Origin of the sequence: Candidatus Accumulibacter meliphilus (assembly GCF_036625345.1) — a bacterium.
Taxonomy (GTDB): domain Bacteria; phylum Pseudomonadota; class Gammaproteobacteria; order Burkholderiales; family Rhodocyclaceae; genus Accumulibacter; species Accumulibacter meliphilus.
Genome location: NZ_JAZKTZ010000001.1, coordinates 111,023 through 134,594, shown reverse-complemented (window position 1 = coordinate 134,594; position 23,572 = coordinate 111,023). Strand labels below are relative to the sequence as shown.

At 62.9% G+C, this 23,572-nt stretch carries 22 protein-coding genes, 1 tRNA gene, 1 pseudogene and 1 riboswitch; of the genes and pseudogenes, 10 read left to right on the top strand and 14 right to left on the bottom strand.

Annotation, left to right across the window (positions count from 1 at the left end):
- Positions 1-14: 14 nt before the first annotated feature.
- Positions 15-96, top strand: a riboswitch (SAM riboswitch).
- 62 nt (positions 97-158) lie between these two features.
- Together metH and murB are read left to right on the top strand one after the other, a co-directional pair.
- Positions 159-3,866: a methionine synthase gene (gene metH / locus V5B40_RS00625; RefSeq protein WP_332352643.1), complete on the top strand. Its 3,708-nt coding sequence runs from the start codon at positions 159-161 to the stop codon at positions 3,864-3,866.
- 24 nt (positions 3,867-3,890) lie between these two features.
- Positions 3,891-5,000: a UDP-N-acetylmuramate dehydrogenase gene (gene murB, locus V5B40_RS00620; protein WP_332352642.1), complete on the top strand. Its 1,110-nt coding sequence runs from the start codon at positions 3,891-3,893 to the stop codon at positions 4,998-5,000.
- A gap of 62 nt (positions 5,001-5,062) precedes the next feature.
- Here the strand turns inward: murB and V5B40_RS00615 are convergent, their stop codons facing one another.
- The 3 genes from V5B40_RS00615 to V5B40_RS00605 all read right to left on the bottom strand — a co-directional run bounded on the left by V5B40_RS00615 (position 5,063) and on the right by V5B40_RS00605 (position 6,984).
- On the bottom strand, positions 5,063-5,542 hold the full coding sequence (locus V5B40_RS00615; protein ID WP_332352641.1) for a DUF6985 domain-containing protein: 480 nt from the start codon (positions 5,540-5,542) through the stop codon (positions 5,063-5,065).
- Between the two features lie 104 nt (positions 5,543-5,646).
- Positions 5,647-6,636, bottom strand: a complete 990-nt coding sequence (locus V5B40_RS00610; protein ID WP_332352640.1) for a pseudouridine synthase — start codon at positions 6,634-6,636, stop codon at positions 5,647-5,649.
- A gap of 3 nt (positions 6,637-6,639) precedes the next feature.
- Positions 6,640-6,984, bottom strand: coding sequence for an FKBP-type peptidyl-prolyl cis-trans isomerase (locus tag V5B40_RS00605; RefSeq protein WP_332352639.1), 345 nt, complete (start codon positions 6,982-6,984; stop codon positions 6,640-6,642).
- Positions 6,985-7,210: 226 nt separating this feature from the next.
- On the opposite strand from V5B40_RS00605, the gene V5B40_RS00600 reads away from it, so the two are divergent.
- Together V5B40_RS00600 and tcdA are read left to right on the top strand one after the other, a co-directional pair.
- Entirely contained in the window at positions 7,211-8,311 is a 1,101-nt protein-coding gene (locus tag V5B40_RS00600) for an HD domain-containing phosphohydrolase (RefSeq protein WP_332352638.1), read from the top strand.
- On the top strand, positions 8,308-9,120 hold the full coding sequence (gene tcdA, locus V5B40_RS00595; protein ID WP_332352637.1) for a tRNA cyclic N6-threonylcarbamoyladenosine(37) synthase TcdA: 813 nt from the start codon (positions 8,308-8,310) through the stop codon (positions 9,118-9,120). Before V5B40_RS00600 ends, tcdA begins: the two co-directional genes overlap by 4 nt.
- 50 nt (positions 9,121-9,170) lie before the next feature.
- On the opposite strand, the gene V5B40_RS00590 is transcribed toward tcdA, so the two are convergent.
- A complete protein-coding gene (locus V5B40_RS00590) occupies positions 9,171-10,979 on the bottom strand; it encodes a GGDEF domain-containing protein (protein WP_332352636.1) in 1,809 nt (602 codons plus the stop codon).
- 257 nt (positions 10,980-11,236) lie between these two features.
- Here V5B40_RS00590 and V5B40_RS00585 point away from each other — a divergent pair.
- Together V5B40_RS00585 and V5B40_RS00580 are read left to right on the top strand one after the other, a co-directional pair.
- Positions 11,237-11,310, top strand: a tRNA-Thr gene (locus V5B40_RS00585).
- 155 nt (positions 11,311-11,465) lie between these two features.
- Positions 11,466-11,822, top strand: a pseudogene (locus V5B40_RS00580) (efflux RND transporter permease subunit); the annotation flags it as partial.
- A 19-nt stretch (positions 11,823-11,841) separates the two neighbouring features.
- On the opposite strand, the gene V5B40_RS00575 reads toward V5B40_RS00580, so the two are convergent.
- Positions 11,842-12,753, bottom strand: coding sequence for a LysR family transcriptional regulator (locus V5B40_RS00575; protein ID WP_332352635.1), 912 nt, complete (start codon positions 12,751-12,753; stop codon positions 11,842-11,844).
- 119 nt (positions 12,754-12,872) lie between these two features.
- On the opposite strand from V5B40_RS00575, the gene V5B40_RS00570 reads away from it, so the two are divergent.
- On the top strand, positions 12,873-13,955 hold the full coding sequence (locus V5B40_RS00570) for a class 1 fructose-bisphosphatase (RefSeq protein ID WP_332352634.1): 1,083 nt from the start codon (positions 12,873-12,875) through the stop codon (positions 13,953-13,955).
- Positions 13,956-14,001: 46 nt separating this feature from the next.
- Positions 14,002-14,883: a phosphoribulokinase gene (locus V5B40_RS00565; protein WP_332352633.1), complete on the top strand. Its 882-nt coding sequence runs from the start codon at positions 14,002-14,004 to the stop codon at positions 14,881-14,883.
- Positions 14,884-14,946: 63 nt separating this feature from the next.
- Here the strand turns inward: V5B40_RS00565 and rpoH are convergent, their stop codons facing one another.
- The 5 genes from rpoH to V5B40_RS00540 all read right to left on the bottom strand — a co-directional run bounded on the left by rpoH (position 14,947) and on the right by V5B40_RS00540 (position 19,360).
- A complete protein-coding gene (rpoH, locus tag V5B40_RS00560; RefSeq protein ID WP_332352632.1) occupies positions 14,947-15,807 on the bottom strand; it encodes an RNA polymerase sigma factor RpoH in 861 nt (286 codons plus the stop codon).
- 201 nt (positions 15,808-16,008) lie between these two features.
- Positions 16,009-17,130 carry a YeeE/YedE family protein gene (locus V5B40_RS00555; RefSeq protein ID WP_332352631.1) on the bottom strand — a complete coding sequence of 374 codons (1,122 nt, stop codon included), beginning with the start codon at positions 17,128-17,130 and terminating at the stop codon, positions 16,009-16,011.
- 67 nt (positions 17,131-17,197) lie between these two features.
- Positions 17,198-17,668, bottom strand: coding sequence for a hypothetical protein (locus tag V5B40_RS00550; protein WP_332352630.1), 471 nt, complete (start codon positions 17,666-17,668; stop codon positions 17,198-17,200).
- A gap of 114 nt (positions 17,669-17,782) precedes the next feature.
- On the bottom strand, positions 17,783-18,985 hold the full coding sequence (locus V5B40_RS00545) for a multiheme c-type cytochrome (protein WP_332352629.1): 1,203 nt from the start codon (positions 18,983-18,985) through the stop codon (positions 17,783-17,785).
- Positions 18,986-19,105: 120 nt separating this feature from the next.
- Positions 19,106-19,360, bottom strand: a complete 255-nt coding sequence (locus V5B40_RS00540; protein WP_332352628.1) for a hypothetical protein — start codon at positions 19,358-19,360, stop codon at positions 19,106-19,108.
- Positions 19,361-19,580: 220 nt separating this feature from the next.
- On the opposite strand from V5B40_RS00540, the gene V5B40_RS00535 reads away from it, so the two are divergent.
- Together V5B40_RS00535 and V5B40_RS00530 are read left to right on the top strand one after the other, a co-directional pair.
- Positions 19,581-20,087 carry a DUF302 domain-containing protein gene (locus V5B40_RS00535; protein ID WP_332352627.1) on the top strand — a complete coding sequence of 169 codons (507 nt, stop codon included), beginning with the start codon at positions 19,581-19,583 and terminating at the stop codon, positions 20,085-20,087.
- Positions 20,088-20,242: 155 nt separating this feature from the next.
- Positions 20,243-20,464, top strand: a complete 222-nt coding sequence (locus V5B40_RS00530; protein WP_332352626.1) for a cysteine-rich CWC family protein — start codon at positions 20,243-20,245, stop codon at positions 20,462-20,464.
- Here V5B40_RS00530 and nudB read toward each other — a convergent pair.
- From nudB to aspS, 4 genes are all read right to left on the bottom strand, one after another.
- A complete protein-coding gene (gene nudB / locus V5B40_RS00525) occupies positions 20,427-20,882 on the bottom strand; it encodes a dihydroneopterin triphosphate diphosphatase (RefSeq protein ID WP_332352625.1) in 456 nt (151 codons plus the stop codon). The two genes, V5B40_RS00530 and nudB, sit on opposite strands and share 38 nt — an antisense overlap.
- A complete protein-coding gene (locus V5B40_RS00520) occupies positions 20,879-21,322 on the bottom strand; it encodes a barstar family protein (RefSeq protein WP_332352624.1) in 444 nt (147 codons plus the stop codon). The genes nudB and V5B40_RS00520 overlap by 4 nt, the downstream gene beginning before the upstream one ends.
- Before the next feature lie 22 nt (positions 21,323-21,344).
- A complete protein-coding gene (locus V5B40_RS00515) occupies positions 21,345-21,698 on the bottom strand; it encodes a ribonuclease domain-containing protein (protein WP_332353220.1) in 354 nt (117 codons plus the stop codon).
- Positions 21,699-21,769: 71 nt separating this feature from the next.
- Positions 21,770-23,572 carry an aspartate--tRNA ligase gene (gene aspS / locus V5B40_RS00510; RefSeq protein WP_332352623.1) on the bottom strand — a complete coding sequence of 601 codons (1,803 nt, stop codon included), beginning with the start codon at positions 23,570-23,572 and terminating at the stop codon, positions 21,770-21,772.

Below are 23,572 nucleotides of genomic sequence, written 5' to 3'. Positions count from 1 at the left end.
TGCCCGCGTCAGCATGCCGGGTTCGCGCCGATTTGACGTAAACAGATTGCGGGCGCGTTAAAAATCCCGCTAAAGCGAGGCCCACACCAAGACCCGTCGAGCTTTGCGCCGACGGGTTTTTTGTTTTGTAGCGCCGCAACCGTACACAAGGGATAGCCATGCAGCCGGACCGTACCGCCGAACTCAAAGCCTGCCTCGAAAGGAAAATTCTCGTTCTCGACGGCGCCATGGGCACGATGATCCAGCGTCATCGGCTGCAGGAGGCGGATTACCGCGGTAGCCGCTTCGCCGACCATCCCCACGACCTGAAAGGCAACAACGACCTGCTGGTGCTGACCCAGCCCGATCTGATCCGCTCGATTCACGCCGAGTATCTGGCGGCTGGCGCGGACATCATCGAAACCAACACCTTCAACTCGACCAGCGTTTCGCAGGCCGACTACCACCTCGAAGCGATCGTGCACGAGCTGAATGTCGCTGGCGCGCAACTGGCGCGTGCGGTATGCGACGAGTTCACCGCCCGCGACCCGAGCCGGCCACGCTTCGTCGCCGGCGGCCTCGGGCCGACTTCGCGTACGGCGTCGATCTCGCCCGACGTCAACGACCCGGGCTACCGCAACACCAGCTTCGACGAATTGGTCGCCACCTACAGCGAAGCCGTGCGTGGACTTTGCGAAGGCGGCGTCGACCTGATCCTGGTCGAGACCGTGTTCGACACCCTGAACGCCAAAGCCGCGCTCTTTGCGATCGAGCAGTACTTCGAACAGGTCGGACGGCGTTGGCCGGTGATGATCTCGGGAACGATCACCGATGCCTCCGGGCGGACGCTTTCCGGACAGACCGCCGAAGCTTTCTGGAACTCGCTGAACCACATTCGGCCGCTGAGCTTCGGCCTCAACTGCGCGCTCGGCGCCGCCGAGTTGCGCCAGTACGTCGAAGAGTTGTCGCGGATTTGCGATTGTTTTGTTTCGGCCTACCCCAATGCCGGGCTGCCGAATGCTTTTGGCGGTTACGACGAGACGCCGGAGCAGCTCGCCGCGGAAGTTTCCGACTGGGCCAGGCAGGGCTTTGTAAACATTGTCGGCGGCTGCTGCGGCACGTCGCCCGAACACATCGCCGCGCTCAGCAAGGGCGTCGCCGGGGTCAAGCCGCGGCGCCTGCCGCAAGTCGAGCAGAAGCTGCGCCTGTCGGGCCTCGAACCCTTCAACGTTGGCAAGGACTCGCTGTTCGTCAATGTCGGCGAACGCACCAACGTTACCGGCTCGAAGGCCTTCGCGCGGATGATTCTCGAAGGCCGTTTCGACGACGCGCTGGCGGTCGCCCGCCAGCAGGTCGAGAACGGCGCGCAGGTGATCGACATCAACATGGACGAAGCAATGCTCGACTCGAAGGCGGCGATGGAGCGCTTCCTGAAGCTGATTGCCAGCGAGCCGGACATCTCGCGCGTGCCGATCATGATCGACTCGTCGAAGTGGGAAGTCATTGAAGCCGGCCTCAAGTGCATCCAGGGCAAGGGCATCGTCAACTCGATCTCGATGAAAGAGGGCGAGGCCGAATTCCTGCGCCAGGCGCGGCTGGCGCGGCGCTACGGCGCGGCGGTAGTGGTGATGGCGTTCGACGAAAGCGGACAGGCCGACACCTACGCGCGCAAGACCGAAATCTGCGCCCGTGCCTACCAGCTGCTCACCGAGGAGGCAGGCTTCCCGCCCGAGGACATCATCTTCGACCCGAACATTTTCGCCATCGCCACCGGCATCGAAGAACACAACAACTACGCCGTCGACTTCATCGAGGCCTGCAAGTCGATTCGCGCCACCCTGCCGGGTGCGCAGCTCTCGGGTGGCGTCTCCAACGTCTCCTTCTCGTTCCGCGGCAACGACGCGGTGCGCGAAGCGATCCACACCGTCTTCCTGTATCACGCCGTCAAGGCCGGCCTGTCGATGGGCATCGTCAACGCCGGCATGCTCGGGGTCTACGACGACCTCGACCCGGCGCTGCGCGACAAGGTCGAGGACGTGGTGCTCAACCGCAGCTCCGAAGCGGGCGAAGCGCTGGTCGAATTTGCGCTGACGGTCAAGGAAGGCAAGGCCAAAGACAGCGGTCCCGATTTGAGCTGGCGCGAGCTGCCGGTCGAGGAGCGCCTGACGCATGCGCTGGTCAAGGGCATCAACAACTTCGTGGTGGACGACACCGAAGAGTGTCGTGCGGCGCTGGAAGCCGCCGGCAAACCACCGCTGTCAGTCATCGAAGGGCCGTTGATGAACGGCATGAACGTCGTCGGCGACCTCTTCGGCGCCGGCAAGATGTTTCTGCCGCAGGTGGTCAAGTCGGCACGGGTGATGAAACAGGCGGTCGCCCACCTGATTCCTTATATCGAAGCCGAGAAGCTGCGCACCGGGGTCAGCAGCAAAGGCAAGATCGTCGTCGCCACGGTCAAGGGCGACGTGCACGACATCGGCAAGAATATCGTCGGCGTCGTCCTCGGCTGCAATGGCTACGACGTTGTCGACCTCGGAGTGATGGTCTCCTGCGACAAGATCCTGCACGCCGCCCGCGAGCATGGCGCGCAGGCCGTCGGCCTGTCGGGCCTGATCACGCCCTCGCTCGAAGAGATGAGTCACGTCGCCAGCGAAATGCAGCGCCTGGGCTTTGCCGACGGCGCCGATGGCGGCCCTGCCGTGCCGCTGCTGATCGGCGGCGCGACGACCAGCCGCGCGCATACGGCGATCAAGATCGCGCCGAACTACAACGGACCGGTGATCTACGTCCCGGACGCCTCGCGCGCCGTCGGCGTCGTCACCCAACTGCTGTCGATCGACCGCGCCGCCAGCTACAAGGCCGAGGTCGCTGCCGACTACGAAAAGCTGCGCGCGCAGCACGCCAACAAGAAGGGCATCCAGCTGGTGACCCTGGCCGCAGCGCGCGACAACCGTTTTTCGGATGCCGCCGAGGCAGCCTACAAACCTGTCGCACCGAAGCAGCCCGGCCTGCACGTACTGCGCGACATCGATCTGGCGATGCTGGCCGAGTTCATCGACTGGGGACCGTTCTTCCAGACCTGGGATCTGGCCGGCAGCTTTCCGAAAATCCTCGACGACCCGCTGGTCGGCGAGACGGCGCGCGAGGTTTTCGCCGACGCGCAGAAGATGCTGCAGACGATCATCGAAGAAAAATGGCTGCGCGCCAACGCCGTCTTCGGCCTGTTCCCGGCCAACGCCGTCGGCGACGACATCGAGATCTACGCTGACGAAGCGCGTAGCGAACGTTTGATGAGCTGGCACAATCTTCGCCAGCAACAGGAACGCCCCGCCGGCAAGCCGCACTACTGTCTGAGCGATTTCGTCGCTGCGCGGGGTACGCCGGACTGGCTGGGCGCCTTTGCCGTCGGCGCCGGCTTCGGTATCGAAGCCAAGCTCGCCGACTTTGCCGCCGCCCACGACGACTACCGCGCGATCATCCTGAAAGCGCTCGCCGACCGCCTCGCCGAAGCCTGCGCCGAGTACTTGCACGCGCAGGTGCGCCGCGATTACTGGGGCTACGCCAGCGACGAGACGCTAGACTGCGCGGCACTGATCCGCGAGGACTATCGCGGCACCCGGCCGGCTCCCGGCTACCCGGCCTGCCCCGACCATACTGCCAAGCGCGCCCTCTTCGCGCTGCTCGACGCGCCCGCCAACACCGGCATGGGCTTGACCGAGAATTTCGCGATGACGCCAGCGGCGGCGGTTGCCGGCTTCTATCTGGCGCACCCGCAGGCGCGCTACTTCGCGGTCAGCAAGATTGCCCGTGATCAGCTCGAAGACTGGGCCGAGCGTGCCGGCTTCAGCGTCAGCGAAGCCGAACGTTGGCTGGCACCGCTGCTCTAGGCGACAGCGCGGGCGGGGACAGCGATGAGCACGCCAGGGCTGCCCGACTTCGTCGCGCGTGACGTCGACCTTGGCATGCGCACGACGCTGCGCTTGCCGGGCCGGGCCGCCTTGCACGCCGAAATCCGCTCCAGCACGCAACTGGCCATGCTTGCCGGCAACCGCCGGCGGCGTCACTTCATCCTCGGCGCCGGCAGCAATCTGGTACTCACCGGCGATTTCGATGGCCTGCTGCTGCAAATGGCGATTCGCGGTCGCGAGCTGATCGGCGAAGACGACGACGCCTGGTACGTCCGTGCCGGCGCCGGCGAGAACTGGCATCAACTGGTGCTGTGGACACTGGCGCAAGGCTGGCCCGGCCTCGAAAATCTGGCGCTGATTCCGGGCACGGTCGGCGCTGCGCCGATTCAGAACATCGGCGCCTACGGGCTGGAAGTCGGTGCGCGCCTGCATGCCCTCGAAGCCATTGACATGCAGACCGGCAGAATGCTGCGACTCGCCCACGCCGACTGCCGTTTCGCCTACCGTGACAGCGTCTTCAAGCAGGAAGGCTGGCATCTGGATGGGCAACGGGTGATCACGCGGGTGACCTTCCGCCTGCCGAAAGCCTGGCAGCCGCTGCTCGGCTACAGCGATCTCGCTGCCGAACTCGAAGGGCAGCGGAGTAGCGACGCGAACGACTCGCCGAACACTCGGCCGGACAGCCATCCGAACGGCCACCCGCAGGGTCAGGCGGACAGCCGAACCACGCCACGGCAAATCGCCGAGGCGGTGATCCGCGTCCGCAGCCGCAAGCTGCCCGACCCGGCAACGCTACCGAACGCCGGCAGCTTCTTCCACAACCCGGTGGTCAGCGCCTCGCTCGCCGAACACTTGGCGATTGCACATCCGGATCTGCCGCGCTATCCGCAGCCCGACGGCCGCGTCAAACTGGCCGCTGGCTGGTTGATCGAACGCAGCGGCTGGAAAGGCCGGGATCTGGGCCGCGTCGGGATGTACGAGAAACAGGCGCTGGTACTGGTCAATCGCGGCGCTGCACGCGGCGCCGAGGTACTGGCGCTGGCGCAAGCTGTGCAGGCGGACGTCCGCGAACGCTTCGCCGTCGAGCTCTTGCCCGAGCCGGTTTTTCTCTAAAGGCTGAATGCTGAATGCCGGGCCGCTGGCCTTCACCAGTCCACCTGTGCAGGAGACTGCGCTCAGACCGGTACGACGCTGCCACAAAGCTCGCTGAACTCGCCGTCCTCAAAACAGACGCCAACGGTGTGCTCTTCATCCCAGAGCGTCGTATAGGCCAATTCGGTGCTCACCTTGCCATTCAGAAAACCAATCGAAACGGATACCAGCGCTACCGCCCCCCAGACTTCACTGGCGTCCACCAGCTTGGGGAATGCGGCGCCCGCTTCGCTCAGCTCACCTCTGGCCAGGGACTCGGCATACGGGCCGTAATGCTCCAACAGCGCCTCTTCGATGCTTGGCCGCCAAGCAGCAAACTGCGTGGCGACTTCGCGTGCCGCCTGCAAGGCCGGCGCGTCGGGCTGGCTGCGCGTGCCCGAGATCGCCAGCGGGACGTTTTCATCGCTGCCGAGGCTGATCGATCCGCGCCAATGCCCACGGGAGCGCAACAGCTCACCAAGCTGTGGATCGCTGAACGGTGCTGATTTGAAAAGATCGAACATGGCTTTTGCTCCGTGCTAAACAAGCCTCGAGGGTGAATCGCGGCAACTGCCGGGGTAAAGCAGCGTCCGCTGAATGAGAAGCCGCTCGCCGGGCATTAGGGGCATCAAAATGCCTCGTCCGGCCGCAGGAAGCGCCATTGCCCAAGCGGCAAGTCAGCCAGTCGGACCGCGCCGATGCGGACTCGCTTGAGGCCGCAGACACGCAGGCCGACGAGCTCGCACATGCGCCGGATCTGGCGCTTTCGCCCCTCGCGCAGCACGAAGCGCAGCTGATCATCGTTCAGCCACTCGACCTTGGCCGGCTTCAGCTGGCGGTCGTCAAGGCTGAGGCCATGATTCAACAGCGCCAGGCCTTTGTCGTCAAGCTGACCTTCGACACGAACCAGATACTCCTTGTCGATGCAGCTCTCCTGACCGATCAGCTGGCGCGCCACGCGACCATCCTGAGTGAGTACCAGCAGGCCGGTCGAATCGACATCCAGGCGGCCGGCCGGTGCCAGACCCTTCAAGCATGAAGGATGGAATACTGGCGTGTCCGGCGTACAGCGCTGATTTTCGGGTTGAACCAGGGTAACCGCTGGCGTAAAGCCGGGCTCCGGCTGCCCGGAAACGTAGCCCATCGGCTTGTGCAGCAGGATCGTCATGCGGCTTTGCTGCTGCGCCTGCGCCTCCTTGTCGAGGACGATTACCGCCGCCGGATCAGCGCGCGTGCCGAGTTCGCTGACCCGACGACCATCGACGAAAACCCAGCCGCGCGCGATATATTCGTCGGCGTTGCGGCGTGAACAGAGACCGCGCTCGGCCATCAGCTTGGAGATCCGGACACCCGTCTGGGGAGCGCTGCTCGCTACTGCGGCAGGCTTCGCCGGCGCTGGAAGGCGGGCCGGCAGGACCACCCCGTTCGACGCTGCAGGCGCTGGCGAGCGCGCCGGAATCCGACGCACTTTTGGCGGCGCCTTGACGTCGGCCGCTGCTGGCGCCCGCGAAGCCTCCGCGGCTACCGCTGGCGGCTTACTCGAACTGCCGCCGCGGCGACTTGCCGCCGCCCGCGTTCCCGGTACTCCGCTGGGGGTCTTGCGTGGCCGCTCGGCCATCAATCAGGCGATGTCCAGCAACTCGATTTCGAAAACGATCTTGGCGTGCGGCGGAATCAGCTTGCCGGCACCGCGTGCCCCGTAAGCGAGATCGGCGGGAATGGTGAGCCGACGAACGCCACCCACGCACATCCCCGGGACGCCTTCCTCCCAACCGGCAATCACATGTTTCCCATCGAGCGGAAAACGGAAGGGCTCGTTGCGATCAACGCTCGAGTCAAACTTCGTGCCGTCGGCAAGCCAGCCCGTGTAATGCACGATAACGTGCTGGCCGGAACACGCTACAGGGCCACTGCCGGCAATGATGTCCTCGAACTGCAGGCCGCTGGGGGTGGTGACGATGGGCATGGGAGATCCTTGTGAACGAAAAAAACCGCAGTTTAGCCCAGCAAGCCACGAAAAGGGCCATTTTTGCGCATTCTTCCAGGTCTCCACGGGGCGCCAGGAAGATAGATAATTGGCATATTCGTTGCTTAAAACCGGAGCAGGATCGCGAAGCCATATCAAACTAATGGATACCGTCGCCGGTCGCTGTGCGATCCGGTAAGATGCGGAAAAGCAAGGAACATGAACAATGGATGCATCAACGATCAGTGAGCCGCTCGTTACCGACCGGGAAGCCCTGCAGGAGTTCATCGACAGCCTTTGGGAATACGCGCCGACGATCGAACGCGATGTCGCTCACCTGAGGAAGCATCCCAAAGAACACGCGGTCGTTGGCAAGCTGTTCCGCACTCTGCACAACATAAAAGGCGACGCAGCACTGTGCAGGGTAGAAGTGGCGGTGGCCATCGTTCACCCGATGGAATCGGTTCTGGTGCGGGTGCGCAACGGCGACCTACCGTTCACCAATGCCATTGCCGACGCCATACTATTGACCATCGATCGCCTGGAACTGGCAGTTGAACGGCTGTCCTCGGAGCAAACACTCGCTGGACTGCAACTGCAACTCCTGATCGAGGGCTTGGAAAAGCTGGCCGCGGCAACGCCATCGGGACTGGACGCCTGCGTCGCCGAAGTGATCGAAGCGGTGACCGGCAAGCGCCCGGTCGCGGTCATGGCCCCCGCAGCGAAACGCAGCCTGGGCAACGCTTCCCGATCACAAACGGCCGACGACCTGCTGTTCTTCCTGACGCTGGCCAATCAGTTCGAAATGCGCTCGCCGCGTTTCGCCGGCCGTACCATGCGCATCCTGCGCCTGGCGCTGGAAACCAATCAAATGGCCGGCAATCCGATTGACCCGGTGCAGCTGGAAGCCGCCATCTACATGCACGACGTGGGGATGATGTTTCTTCCCGAATCAGTGTGGCTCAGGGCCAGCGCATTGACCTCCGCAGAGCAACGCATCATGCGCGCACACCCGGAGTATGCGGCCGGCCTGCTGTCGCGCATGGAGGGCTGGGCGGCCGCCGCCGCGATGGTCGCCCAACACCATGAAACGCCCTTCGGCAAGGGTTACCCGGGCGGGCTTACGGGGGAACAAATCTGCCCTGGTGCCAAGGTCCTGGCCATTGTCGATGCCTTCGAGGCGGTGATGTTGAAGCACACCGAGCGCGGCCGCCAGCGTTCGCTGTTGCGGGCCATCGCCGAAGTCAACGCCTGCGACCAACAGTTTGCGCCGGAATGGATCGAGCCATTCAATCAGGTGATACGACGTGCCGCTGAAAGCCGATGACTGATTTGGCAGCGGCCGACATGGAGCGCCGCTTCGCGGGTATCGCGCGCTTGTACGGTGCGGCCGCGCTGCAGCGCTTTCAGCGCGCGCATATCGCCGTCGTCGGCATCGGCGGCGTCGGTTCCTGGGCTGCCGAAGCACTGGCACGTTCGGCCATCGGCAGGATCACGCTGATCGATCTGGACATGGTCGCCGAATCCAACGTCAATCGTCAGGTGCATGCCCTCGACGGCGAGTTCGGCAAGGCCAAGGTCAGGGCCATGGCGCAGCGCATCCAGGCCATCAATCCAAGCTGTGTGGTCAAGGAAATCGAGGATTTCGTGACCCCGGAAAACGTCGCTACCCTCCTCGCTGGCCCCTTCGATTATGTGATCGACGCCATCGACCAGGTGCGCACCAAGGCGGCGATGATCGCCTGTGCCCGACGTTGCGCGTTGCCGTTGATCACCGCCGGTGGCGCCGGCGGTCAGATTGACCCGACACGAATTCAGATCGCCGACCTGGCTTTGACCATCCAGGATCCCTTGCTCGCCAGGCTGCGCTCGCTATTGCGCAAGGACTACGCCTTCACCAGGGAGGCAAAGAAGAAGTTTGGCATCGCGGCGGTCTTCTCGAGCGAAGCGCTACGCTATCCGGAAGCCGCCACGACCTGTGAGCAAGCGCCCGTGCTCAGTGGCCTGAACTGTGCCGGCTACGGTTCATCGGTCTGCGTCACCGCCACTTTTGGCCTGCTGGCCGCCGGGGAAGTGCTCAGGGTCCTGGCCAGCACCGCTGTTGGCGCGCCCGACCAGGGCCGCGCGCACGGGTAAGGCCGGGCCTGTGCTGCCGACCGCCCGGCAACGGACCGCCGATCAGCCAATCAGCCGATCAGGACCCGATTCTTGCCGGCCTGCTTGGCCGCGAACATCGCCTCATCGGCACGCTTGCTGACCGAAGCCTGGGTATCACCGGCGCGCAAATCGCTGAGGCCAGCGCTGAAGGTGATCAGCTGCCGGTTGTTGTCGTGCAGGAAAATGCGCCGGGTGAGCTCCCGTTGCAGGCGAACCAGCGCCGTCTGCGCGTCCTCGAGCTGCGTGTCCGGAAGCAGGATGATGAACTCCTCGCCGCCAAAACGAGCCACCGTGTCCTGCGGACGCATGGTCTCGCGAATGACCGCGGTCAGGTGGATCAGCGCGGCGTCACCGGCGTCGTGCCCGAGAGTGTCGTTGAGCTTCTTGAAGTTGTCGATGTCGAGCAAAGCGACGCAGAGGCTCGATTGGCGGCGCTGCGCACGCGCCGCCTCCTTCTCGAAAGCTTCTTCGAGACCGCGGCGGTTGAGCACCCCGGTGAGCTGGTCATGACGAACCAGGGTGCTGGCTTTGTCGAGTTCGACCTGCAATTCGCCGATACGCTGCTCGGCTTCGTCGACACTCTGTTTGGCACTCCGCAGCTCGTCACGCGAGCGCTGAGCGTTAAGCTGGATGATTTTCGTCTCACGGATCACTTCCGCGAGAACGTCTTCCAGCTCGGAGATGTCTTCTGCGGCGCTGATGCGGTCTGCGCAGATTTCGATCTTGTCGTGATACTCCGAAGTCGAATCGGCAAACTCGGCCAGGTGATCGACGAAACCCGCCAGCATCTGCTTGAGATTTTCGCGCGCTTCGTTGAGGCTGTGCTTCAACTGCCCCTGCTTGAAAATCACTTCCCGGAGCCGATTCTCGGCATCGCCGATCGAGCGCAGGCTCAACGGGCCGGCGACAATCTCGCTAACGATCGCCATCTGTCCGGCAAGCCAGCGGTCCTCGACGACCAGCTCGCCGACGTTCTCGATCAGCAACTGCAGCAGATTGAGCAGACCAGCGCGCAGCTCGACGCGATCTTCGGCGAGCAGCTCGAGGCGGAAAGCAAAACGCTTGATGCCCGCCTGCAAGCCCTCCATCGCCGCAGGCGAGTTGGCGGTGCGCAGCTTGTGCGCCAGGGCTATCGCGTCGGCCACCAGCTCCGGCTCGTCCCGCAGCTGTGAGGGAACGAGCACCTCCAGCGTGTAGGCGAAGATTTCGCTCAGCTCGGCCGACAAGCGGGCAGCCAGATCGCTGCTCTGCAGCGCTTTCCTGGCCGCAGCAAGGTCTGCCGGCGACGACGACTTGGCCACCAACGCAGGCGTCGCTTTCTCGCCCTCGACGAGGGGGATTTCCTCAGCCATCGGCGCATTCAGCGACCACGAGCGGAGCAAGCTCTGCAGGCGTGTGAAAAGCAGCTCGCTGTTGCCAGCGGCGCCAGCCAGCAGGCGCTCGAATGCCTCGCGCTTGCGGGCGACGGTAAGGCCCGCCTGCTTGCCCTCCCACTGCCGCAGAAAGTCGCCGAACAGCTCACTCCAGGGAAGCTCCTGTTCCTTGCCGAGCTGCGCGAAGAGCTCGCCCAGGCCGCGCTTGAGCTCTTCCCAGGTCTTGCCCTTGAAGGCCTGCTCGAAACGCTTCAGCAAGCGCTGCTGTGCCGGCTTTTCTTTCGGTAGCGCATTGAGCAGAGCCTTCAGCTCACGCTCCGGAAACGGCGTCGCGGCAGCGGCTGAAATACCTGCGATCTCATGGTAGAGCGCCTGATAGTTCTCGGGTGACGGCGACATCCGCCGGCTAGCCAACAAGCGAAAGGCTTCGCGGGCAATTTCCGACGGATTCGTGAGAGTTGGCATGAGCTTCCATCAACAAGACATACGGGTCGCCGCATTCTAACAGCGCGCCCGCCGGGGAGAAAGCATGCCGCACAGCGGAAGTCACGATAGATCAAACACCTGGCGACGACGAGCAGTGGCTCGTCCAAGCTGCGCGGGTCATCGGCCAGCAAGCAATCCTGCAAACACGTCGACCTCCATCAGCCCGCGCACAGGTGCTTCCGTCGCTACCTCAGGATTCCGATTCGGCTATAATCAGCGCCTCGACAGAAGTATTCGCCTCCGTAGCATGAAGGTCGTGCAGTTGATTTGTAATCATCAGGTGTTGGTTCGATTCCGACCGGAGGCACCAGTGTTCATGCGGGTTGTAGCCGATTCGCGATCCGCATGGCATCACAGAAGCTGTCGCGGCGGAACGATTTGCGGAACGCTGACGACTACACCCTGAAATGGATGCCCCAATATAAGCTGGCTTGACGGACGCACGCCCTATCAATGTCAAGAAGCGTCGTGGTGCTCATCTACCTTGATCGGTCGTGGCAGGAAATCACCGCCAAGCGACGCGCCAAAGGCGCCGATCCCACCGCCGCCGACCTCTACGACGCGATCATGGAAGGCGCCATCGAACGGGTGCGACCCAAAATGACGACCGTGGTGGCGATCATGGCCGGCCAGCTGCCAATCATGTGGTCGAGCGGCACCGGTTCGGAAGTGATGAGCCACCTCGCCGCACCGATGGTCGGCGGCATGGTTTCGTCGACGGTGCTCACCCTGTGCGTCATTCCGGCGCTGTACGCGCTGGTCAAGCAGTGGCAGTTGCGCCTCGAGCTAGCCAGGCCGACAGTGCTGCCGTTCATCAGGTAATAGTGTTGAGGTGGAGTCCTCAGACCAGCTTGCAGAGGTAGGCTGGCGCGAATTCCAGGACGAAGTCCCAGAAAGCGGCCAGCGCCGGCGTCAGGTGCTTGCTCTTGTGGCGGACGATGTGCCAGCGGCGCATTACCGGTGTGCCTTCGACTTTCAGAATGCTCAGACGCCCGGCGCTGAGTTCGAGTCCGAGCGTGTGCTGGGAAAGGAAACTGATTCCCAATCCGGCAACGACTGCCTGCTTGATGGCTTCATTGCTGCCCATCTCCATGCCGATGCAGGGCTTGGTCGAACGTTTCTGAAAGAACTCTTCCATTGCCGAACGCGTGCCTGACCCGGCTTCACGAACGATCAGCATTTCGCTGGCCAGGTCCTCGACGGTAAGGTTTGGCCGCCGGGCCAATGGATGGTCTACGCCGGCAACGATCACCAGCGGGTGCGGGGCAAAGGCCACCGCCGTGGCGTCAAGGGCCGGTGGCGGCCGGCCCATGATCGCCAGGTCCACCTCGTTGCTGGCCAGCAGGCGATACACCGTGTCGCGGTTGTCGATCAGCAGGCGGATACGTACGTCGGCGTGCGTTTGGCGAAACTGCGCCAGCAACCCGGGCGCGAAATATTCGGCCGTACTGACAACGGCGACGGCGATGCGTCCGCCTTGCAGCCCTTTCAGCGCCAGCAATGCCTCATCGGCGTCCTTCAGCGACTGCAGGATCTGGCGCGCGTGTTCGAGCAGGATTTCGCCTGCTTCGGTCAGAAAGACGCGTTTGCCGATGCGTTCGAAGAGCAGCGTCCCGCAGACCTCCTCCAGTTGCTTGATCTGCAGCGAGATGGCGGCGTGCGTCAGATGCAGGCTCTCGGCAGCGCGGGCAAACGAAAGATGGCTGGCGGCGACCGAGAAGATCTGCAACTGGCGGATTGTGGCGTTTCTCATAGGTTAGTATTTGTTTATCAAATTAGACAATAGCTTTAACTATAGTTTTTCTATCAGGCGGCTAGAATCAGGTGCATTCATGATCGGCCAGCAACAATTTCATCTTCCGGAGTGCTGCCATGCTATGCGGACGGACCAACGTCAACAAGTTCCTGATCGAAGAGCAGCGCCGCAATCCGGCGCTGAGCGGCGATTTTTCGATGCTCATGAGCGACATCGTGCGTTCCTGCAAGGCCATTGCGCAGGGCGTTTCGCGTGGTTCGCTGGCCAACCTGCTTGGCGATGCGGGCAGCGAAAACGTCCAGGGCGAAGGGCAGAAGAAGCTCGACGTACTGGCCAACCAGGCCTTCCTGCGCCATTGCGAGTGGGGCGGCCACCTGGCGGCGATGGCTTCCGAGGAGATGGAAGACATCTTTCCGATTCCCTCCGAAAACCAGCGCGGCCAGTACCTGCTGGTTTTCGACCCGCTCGATGGCTCTTCGAACATCGACGTCAACCTGTCGGTCGGCAGCATCTTTTCAGTGTTGCGCTGCCCCGAGAATTGTAGTGGCGGCGCACCGACTGCAGTTGATTTTCTGCAGCCTGGCTCGCGGCAGGTTGCCGCCGGCTATGCGCTCTACGGGCCATCGACGATGCTCGTACTGAGCGTCGGTAACGGTACGCATGGCTTCACCCTCGATCGCAACATCGGCGAATTTCTGCTCACCCACCCGAATCTGGTGATCGCGCCGGAAACTCACGAGTTCGCGATCAACGCGTCCAACGAGCGCTTCTGGGAGCCGCCTGTGCAGCGCTACGTCAGTGAGTGCCTCGCTGGCCAGAGCGGTGTTCGCGGCAAGGACTTCAATATGCGCTGGGTGGCGTCGATGGTCGCTGAAGTTCATCGCATCCTGATGCGCGGCGGCGTTTTCCTGTACCCGCGCGATAACAAGGATTTGTCCAGGCCAGGCCGACTGCGCCTGATGTACGAAGCCAATCCGATGGCGATGATCGTTGCCCAGGCGGGCGGCCTGGCGTCAACCGGCAGCGAGCGAATCCTCGACGTGCAACCGAGCGGTCTGCACGAGCGAGTGCCGGTCATTCTGGGTTCGCGCGATGAGGTCGAGCGCATCGAACGCTACCACCGCGAGCACGAGACGGGAGAAGACCAGCCCTTCAGTTCGCCACTGTTCTCGACGCGCACCCTCTTTCGGGACGATTGAGCCGCACGGCAAACAATTCATTACTTAATTTGAGGAGGCATGCCCAATGTCGATCAAAAATCCCGTCATCGCGATTACCGGCTCCTCGGGCGCCGGCACCACCTCGGTGACGAAGGCTTTCCAGCATATTTTTCGGCGCGAGCAAGTCAACGCGGCGATCATCGAGGGTGACAGCTTTCATCGTTACGACCGTCTCGCCATGCGCGCGCAGATGGCCGAGCAAGCGCTTGCCGGTGACCACCATTTCAGTCACTTCGGACCGGAAGCCAATCTGCTCGCAGAGCTCGAAAACCTGTTCCGCCAATACGGTGAGAGCGGCAGCGGCAAGAGCCGCCACTATGTGCACGACGAAGCCGAAGCCGAGCGCTATGGCGCGCCGCCGGGAAGCTTTACCGAGTGGAGCGATCTGCCGGCGGACACCGATCTGCTCTTCTACGAAGGTCTGCACGGCGCCGCCAGAACCGAGACGGTCGACGTCGGGCGGCATGTCGACCTGCGCGTCGGTGTGGTTCCGATCATCAACCTGGAGTGGATCCAGAAGCTGCATCGCGACAAGGGGCAGCGGGGTTATTCGACCGAGGCGGTGATGGATACCATCCTGCGCCGGATGCCCGACTACGTCAATTACATCTGCCCGCAGTTTTCCACGACGCACGTCAATTTCCAGCGCGTGCCGACGGTCGATACCTCGAATCCCTTCACTGCTCAGGACATTCCCCTGGCCGACGAGAGCATGCTGGTGATCCGCTTTGCCAACCCCCATGGCATTGATTTTCCCTATCTGCTGAGCATGCTGCATGATTCCTTCATGTCGCGCCCGAACATCATCGTCTGCCCAGGCGGCAAGATGGGGCTGGCGATGCAGATCATTTTCACGCCGATGATCATGCAGTTGATGGACAAGAAGCGCCGCGCGCGCCAGAAGTGAGCGCACGAAACAAGGAAAGCCGGCAATGCCGGCTTTCCTTGATGTGAAAGTCGCGTTCGCGACTCAGGTGATGGCCACCAGCGGCGCCAGATTGGCGCGCATTTTCTGCATCGCCTTGACTTCGATTTGGCGAATCCGTTCTGCGGAAACCGAGAACTCGCCGGCGAGATCGTGCAAGGTTGCCGGGTTGTCTTCCGTCAGCCAACGCGCTTCGACGATCCTGCGGCTGCGTGGGTCGAGACTGCCGAGGGCATTCTGGAGGCCGTCGCTGTGCAGTCGCTCGCGGGCGCGGCCTTCGAGAATATGTACCGGTTCGCTGGAGTTGTCGGCCAGATACGCCGCGGGAACAAAAGCCTCGTCATCGTCAGCCTGCGCGTCGAAAGCGGTGTCGTGGCCCGACAGGCGAGTATCCATTTCCATGACCTCGTCGGCTTTGACGTTCAGGCGCTGGGCGATATCGGCAACCTGAGCCGGGCCGAGCGTGTCACGGTTGGCTTTCATGCTGCGCAGGTTGAAAAACAGTTTGCGCTGCGCCTTGGTCGTTGCCAACTTCACCATCCGCCAGTTCCTGAGGACGTACTCATGAATCTCGGCTTTGATCCAGTGGATGGCAAAAGAAACCAGCCGAACGCCGCGCTCGGGATCAAAGCGCTTGACGGCTTTCATCAGCCCGATATTGCCCTCCTGGATCAAATCCGCATGCGGCAGGCCATAACCCAGGTAGCCGCGAGAAACGGAAATCACCAGACGAAGGTGTGAAAGAATCAACTGCCGCGCAGCGCCGAGATCGCCTTCGTCGCGGAAGCGTGTCGCCAGACCAAACTCCTGCTCTTCGGTCAGCATGGGAACCTGTCTGGCCGCCTGGATATACGCGTCAATGCTGCCGACGGCGGAGATCGTGGGTAAAGCCAACGCGTGTGTCATTTGGATGGACTCCTCCTTGCTGTTTACTTTCTAACAATTGTATTTTAGCACTCGCGGCTTGAGAGTGCTAAAAGCAGAGAAAGTTCGTCCGGATGATGAGCCGTGGAGCCGCGAAGGAACGACAGGCTTTCTCGGAATGACGGTGAGTGACGGCGGCGCATCAAGACGTCATGGAAGCGGACAGGCCGAGGAGTGCACGCCTCAGGAATCGTTGGCCAAGCCAAACAGAGGGCGCAAACGCACCCCGATCCACGACCCGATCAAGGCTGCAATGATCCATAACCAGCCGTGCAGGCTGGTCGATGCGACGCCGGAAAAAAAGGCACCGATATTGCAGCCATACGCCAGACGCGCGCCATAACCCATGGCCAGCCCGCCGAGAATCGCTGCAGCAAGCGAACGCGGCTGAATCCGCCACATCGGCGCGAAACGTCGGGCCAGCAGCGCGGCGCTTGCCGCGCCGAGCACCAGGCCGATATCCATGACCGAGGTGACGTCACTGAGAATGCCGCGATGCAGGGCGTCGTATTGGAACGGTGCGCTCCAGAAGGGATCGTCGGTGAGATTCCAGCCCATTAGCGCGGCCGCTTTGGCTGCCCACAGGGTAAATGCCCAGGTGATCGTCCATGGGTGACCGGCGAGCAGCAGCGTCGCGAGGTTCAACAGCGGCAGCAACACGACGGCTGCCAGCAGGGGCCAGGGGCCGCGCCACAAATGGCAGCTCTGCCTTGCTGGAGGTGCCGTGTCGTAGCACCGCAGAGTCCATGCCGCGGTGATCAGGAGGAGGGCTTGCGCGCCCGCTGCCATGCCCCAACCGAAGCGGTCGCCGAGAACCAGCGGTGGCCATTCGGGGAGTGACTGCCAGGCACCGAGATTGAGACTGGCCGAGAACCCCCCTGCGCAGAAGGCAAGCAGCACGACGAGCATGCGTGGCGAACCGCCGCCCATGGCGTACAGGGTTCCCGACCCGCAACCGCCGCCGAGTTGCATGCCGATGCCGAAGAGAAAGGCACCGCAGAACATCGCTACGCCGACCGGCGCAATCGCTCCGGAAAGTGGCCGGCCGAAGGCTTCGCCGAGGGCCAGTAGCGGTGCAAAGGCGAGCGTTGCGACTGCCAGCATCAGCAGCTGCGCGCGTATGGCGCGCAGCTCACCGTTTACCAGCAGACGCCTGTAGGCCGAAGTAAAGCCGAAGCTGCAATGGTAAAGCGTAATGCCGAGGAGCAAGCCGACAATGAACAGTGCCGCCATGCGTCCATCGGCAAGCGCCAGATGGACGCTCAGGGCGATGCTGATCGCGGCTGTCAGCAGAATCGGCAGCACCTGGGGGGAGTCTGGCTGGCTCACTGCGGGCCCGGGGCAGCAGGTACGCGTGGCCGGCCCGGCTCTCTCAGTTAACCACCAGCTTGTAGTCGGGAGTCGGGTTCAAGGGGCACGAATAAATGTATTCGCCGGGCTTGAGATCAATGACGTAGTCCTGCGTCTTGCCGGTGATCAGGCCGCCGCCGGAGACACTGGGCAGGGTGACCCGCCCCGCGATCCCTTCGCCGCGCAACCAGAAGCCGAGCTCGTAAGGAACATTCTTGTTGGTGACGCGAAAAATCGTCTTGCCCGGCTTCAGTTGCAGGGCTTCCGCCTGCTCGATACGGCTGGCGCCAGACTTGGCATTGATGGCTTCACAGTCCTTGATACTGCTGCTGCGATAGCCGTGGTTGCTGCCCTGTTCGCTCTCCAGGAACTGGCAGGGAACCTGCGTCAGCTCGACGACGACCGCGGCTTCCGACTCGGCAGCCAAGGCACTGCCGCCAATGCATGGGGCGGCGAGCAAGAGGGTCACAAAGAACTTGTTTGGGGTAATCATGGCAATTTCTCCTCGAGAAGGCTTCGCGGCGTGCCGCGAAGCAAGGACCGGGCAAAGACGCAAGGCGCTTTTGCGGCTGCGCCTGCGGGCGCCCGGCGCCAGCGTCCGCCGGGCTTATCGTTGGGGCAGCTCGCGCCGCTCGTCAAATGCCAGGAAAGCTGATGATTCGGCTTGTTTGAGCGCCAAAGCAATCAGCTCCCGGCCTTTTCCTGCCGCGCTGTCGGCAAGCAGTGCACGGTAGAAACGGGCGTAGAACTCGTCAGGTTCGACGCGCAGGCGGTAGGCAAGTGCCACCGCGGCGCGATGCGCCGGGCGTTCGTAGACCAGGCGCAGCTCGCCATCCGGTGGCAAGCGCGTGTCGGCAGTTTCGCTGCCGAGATCGAGAGGGACCTGCCGTTGAATCAGCCGCTCCACACGCGTTCCCGGCAGACTGCGACCGTCGCTGTCGAGCTGCTCGATCTCGGCGATCAGTCTGGGGGTCACATAGGTTGGCAAGTAATGGCCGGCGCCGGTATTGCGCACGCTCAGTGCTGCGCGGATGGCGTTGTTGGCTCGCTCGCCGCTTTCCACTGAAAAGGCGATGGCGGCGCGTACCATTTCCGGATCATGAATTCCTCGCCATAGATGCCGGCGCTCGGGCATGTGGCACGATTGGCAGTTGCGGCCTTCTCGGGCATGTCGCGACTCTTTCCACTCTTCGGTGGTGTTCTCCAGCAGCTTGCCGTTCAGCGCGTATTCGTCGGGCTCGAACTGGTGGCAGGCAGAGCAGAAGCGAGAATCCTCGAAGGCGCCAGTGGCGACGAAGCCGGCGTGCGGCAAAGCGGCGTTTTGTGCCGCGTCGGGTGATGTCCCGTCGCGCCGTGGCGGGCCAAAGCGCTGATGAGCACGCACATGGCAGGCGGCACAGACCACCCCCTGCTGGTGCAGAGACGCGGCTGCTGGCGAAGGCGCTGCGCCCGCGGACGAGCGCGCTGCTGTCGCGAGTTCGGCCAGCAGGCCATCGGCTTGTTCGGCCAGCGGCGCATGGCAGCGGATGCAATCCTGATGCTCGTCGCGCGCTGTCGGCTCCATGGCGAGCAACTGTCCCATCAGGCCGGGCCCCATGGCGTGGGCGTGCAAACTTGTCTGCCAGTCGCGGTATTGCTCAGGGTGACAGCTACCGCAATCGGCCGGCAGTAGCGACGCTTCGAGCGGGCTGAACTGCTCGGGCGTCTGGCCCTGCGCGGCGAGTGGCCGCGTCCAGTGGCGGTCGAGAAAAGCGCCTGTCACGTCTCGGGACTCGGTAAGCGGCGTGGTCTCGGCGAGGGCTGGCGGCACGACCGTCTCGCTCCTGCTACAGCCAGCGAGAGCCAACAGAAAAACGGGAAGGGCCAACAGCACCCTTCCCGCTTTTTTTGCCGAGGTGAACATGCTCAGTGCTCAGTGCTCAGGCGATGCTTACATCTTCTTCTCTGCGCAAGGGTTCTTCGCCGCACAAGGGTTTTTGGCCGCACAGGGATTTTTCGCTGCGCAGGGGTTTGCCGCCTTCGCCGCACACGGATTGGCCATCTTGGCCGGAGCGGATTTCGCTGCACAGGGGTTCTTCGCCGCGCAGGGGTTCTTGGCGGCGCAGGGATTGGCCGCGTGCGCGAACGGAACGGCGAGAGCTAGAGCGGCGGTGCCGAGAGCAAGCTTCAGGGTTTTCGTATTCATGGGCGTCTCCTTGGGTGCTTGTTTCTTACACAATCTAGCGGGAAATCCGCTATTTCTTTACAGCACAGGGATTTCTCGCTGCGCAGGGGTTACGCCGCTTGGTCGCTTCTTGCGGGCAGATACTTACACTCTATTTCGACTTTTTTCTTGCTGCTTCATCGCTTCTCAGCTGGTTTTCGATGGCAGACTTGGTGCCCAGCTATCGTTCCAGGAGGAAAACATGTTTGACCTGTCACCCTTGACCTTACTTCGACACCGTATGCGCATCGTCGTGGTCACCCTCGCCGTGCTGCTTGCTGTCGCGGGCCTGGCCCGTGCCAGCGATGGGGCACCTTATCCGGGTACGCTGAGCATCGCTTCGCCGCATTCCTTTGCCGACACCGTCAGTCGTCTGGAAAGCGCCACCGAAATGAACCACATGGGGCTGGTCGCCAAGGCCAGTGCCAGTGCGGGAGCTGCCGCGCGCGGCGAAAAGATTGCCGGCAACGCCGTGCTGATGGTCTTTCGCAACGACTACGCCGTGCGCATGCTGGCCGCCAGCGTAGCGGCGGGCATCGAAGCGCCGATTCGCTTGTACGTAAGCGAGGGCCGCGACGGCAAGGTGGCGATTACTTACCGTACGCCGTCGTCGCTTTTCGCACCCTATCGGAGCGCCGAATTGGACGTGTTGGCTCGGGAGCTGGACCCGGTCTTCGCGCGCATCGTCGGCGAGGCGGTCGCAAAATAGGCAGAAAAGAGGCGCCGCTCGCCATCCCTGCGCCTGGCCTGCTGCACAGCGCCAGGATAAACTGCGGCTGCCCGGCATATTGTCGCTTGGGTACGGTACGGCGTGTGGCTTTGCCGCGGCGCCCATGAGAGTGAAACTGGAGAGCGAGGAAGATCATGTCGAAGGTCCCTGAAAAGCCGCTGGCGAGCACCTGCCCAGCTTGCGGCATGTCCTTCGTCTGCGCTGCGGTGGCTGGTCTGGCGACTTGCTGGTGCATGGAGAAAGCCGACAAAGCGCCGCTTTCCTTCGCGCCGGAGGTTGGTGGCAATTGTTATTGCCCGAGCTGCCTGGCGCAGCGCTTCAGCGCTTCGCCAGGGAAGCCCTCTCCGGGAGCATGAGCAGCGCGTCGCGGTTGCTCCAGGAGAAGCATTTTGCGGCAGCCTCTCGCCAGGGCAGCCAGCAGTAGTCGAGATGCTCGCCGGGAGCGAGGCTGACCGCTTGCACGGCCGCTACCTGCAGCGAGAAGACGTGTTCGGTGTTGTGCAGTACGCCCGGTGCGTAACGATGACGCCACTCGGCAAAAATCTCGTAGCGCTTGCTCAACTGCCAGTCCTGCAGCTCGCCTGGAGAAGTGCGGATGCCGGTCTCTTCGGCAAGTTCACGCCGCGCCGTGTCGAGCAGCGCTTCGCCCGCTTCCCGGCTGCCGGTGACCGACTGCCAGTAGCCGGCATGCGCGGCACGCTCGAGCAGCAGCACCTGCAGTTGCGGGGTATGGACCACGACCAGGACTGATACCGGTTGCTTGTAGGCCGTCATTCCAGGGTCGGAAGAGTCGCCAGGCCGTCGGCCTGGAAGTCGTAGACAACCCACATCGGTACGTCTTGCGAACGCCATGCATCAATCGCGGCGGCAAAGACTTCGTTGAGCGTCCGGAAAGCGTCTGCGTTCGCCAACTGCAGGGTGTCAGCTCGCGACAGGATCAACAGATAGCCGGGTTCTTCACGCCAGGAGATATCGCTCAGACAATCTTTCAGGGCGTCGAAGTTGTTGCCGTACCATTCGGGGAAGCCGAACTGGCGGCCGAGCCGGGTGAGTACCCCCTCGATCAGGCCGCAGTCGCCGAGATCGGCCTCGAAACAGGCAAAGCCGGCTGCCTCGGCGGCGTCTCTGAGGGCCAGACGATCGCCATGCGGCAGAGCGTAGATGCCGGCCTGGCGTGAATCCTCCAACAGCGCTTGCAGATTCTTCTGAGTCATGGCAGATGGTGGCTATTGGTAACTATTCGCGGATACGGCGGAAGCTGCGGTAGTGATCGCCGGTGTAGTAGTACTCGCCGGAGGTGGCGACATCACCGCCGCTGCCCGTTCCGGCGACAATGCGGCGCGCTCCGCGATCGCGGCGACCTGGAGTCGGTACCGTGTATTCCCGATAGTAAGCGCGTGGCTGCAAGGGGAGGCGCTTCTCGAAATTGCCGAAGACGCTGCCGTCCTTGGGTACATAGGGGAAGGGTCCGCCTTGCTTGATCAAGTGCAGGGTTTGCCGCGCTTCGGCAGGCAGCTCGGCCAGCGCAACGCTGCTGAGGGGCACGCTTTCGCGTGCCGTGGCAGTGCTCGCGCCCAAGAGGCCGAGCATTGCCAGCAGCGCGAGCAGCGCCACCGTGCCCAGTAGTAGCCGAAAAGAAGCGGCGGCGCGTAGCACGCCTGCTAGCCCTTGCCGACCTCGACCTGCGTTTCGACTTTCTGACGCAGGCGGATATGCAGTTCGCGCAGCTGTTTCTCGTCGACACTGTTTGGCGCGTCGGTGAGCAGACACTGCGCGCGCTGCGTTTTCGGAAAAGCGATCACGTCGCGGATCGACTCGGCGCCGGCCATCATGGCGACGATGCGATCGAGGCCGAAGGCCAGGCCGCCGTGCGGCGGCGCACCGTACTTGAGTGCATCGAGCAGGAAGCCAAACTTGACTTGCGCTTCCTCGTCGCTAATACCGAGCACCTTGAAGACCTTTTCCTGCACCTCGGCCTGGTGGATACGCACCGAGCCGCCACCCAGTTCCGAACCGTTCAGTGCCAGATCGTAAGCTTTCGCCAGGCAGTTGCCCGGGTCGCTCTGCAGGCGGTCGAGGTGGCCGTCTTTGGGGCTGGTGAAAGGGTGGTGACAGGCGCTCCAGCGTCGCTCGCCTGCGTCGAAGTCGAACATCGGGAAGTCCACGATCCACACCGGCTCCCAGGGGTTGGCGTTCAGGAAGCCCTTTTCGTGACCGATCTTGACGCGTAGTGCGCCCAGCGCGTCATTGACCACCTTGCTCTTGTCGGCGCCGAAGAAAATCAGATCGCCGGACTGCGCGCCCGTACGCTCAACGATGGTCTGCAGCGCAACGGCATGCAGATTCTTGACGATCGGCGATTGCAGACCGGTCTCGTTGAGCTGCGTGACATCATTGACCTTGATGTAGGCCAGGCCGCGCGCACCATAGATGCCGACGAACTGGGTATAGGCGTCGATTTCGCCACGTGTCAGCGTGGCGCCACCAGGAACTCGCAAGGCGGCAATGCGCCCGCCCGCGCTGTTGGCGACGCCGGCAAAGACCTTGAAGGAAACGTCCTTGAGCACGTCGGTGACTTCGACGAGTTCGAGAGTGACGCGCAGATCCGGCTTGTCCGAACCGTAACGATCCATCGCCTCGCCGTAGCTCAGGCGGGGAAAGGGGTTGGGCAGTTCGACGGCCAGCACTTCGCGGAATACCGCGCGGATCAGCTTCTCCATGAGGGTGACAATTTCGCCCTCGGCCATGAACGATGTCTCGATATCGATCTGCGTGAACTCCGGCTGCCGGTCGGCGCGCAAGTCCTCGTCGCGAAAGCACTTGACGATCTGATAATAGCGGTCGAAGCCGGCGACCATCAGCAGTTGCTTGAACAGTTGTGGCGATTGCGGCAGGGCGAAGAACTGCCCCGGATGAACGCGTGACGGTACCAGATAGTCACGCGCTCCTTCCGGGGTGCTTTTGGTGAGCATCGGCGTTTCGATGTCCATGAAGCCGGCGTCGTCGAGGAAGCGGCGGAAAGCGCGTGCCGTCTGGTAGCGCAGCTGCATGTTCTTCTGCATCTGCGGACGGCGCAGGTCGATTACCCGGTGCTGCAGACGGATACTTTCCGACAGGTTTTCTTCGTCAAGCTGAAACGGCGGCGTCGCCGAAGCGTTGAGAATTTCCATCTCATGGCAGAGAATCTCGACTTCACCGCTGGCGAGGTTGGCGTTCACCGTTCCTTCGGGACGGGCGCGAACCTTGCCCGTAATGCGCAGGCAGAACTCGTTGCGCACCCCTTCGGCGGTCGCGAACATTTCCGGGCGATCCGGGTCGCAGACGATCTGGGCCATGCCCTCGCGGTCGCGCAGGTCGACAAAGATGACGCCGCCGTGGTCTCGCCGCCGATGCGCCCAGCCGCAAAGCCTCACTTCCTGGCCGATGAGCTGTGAATTGACGTGTCCGCAGTAATGAGTTCGCAT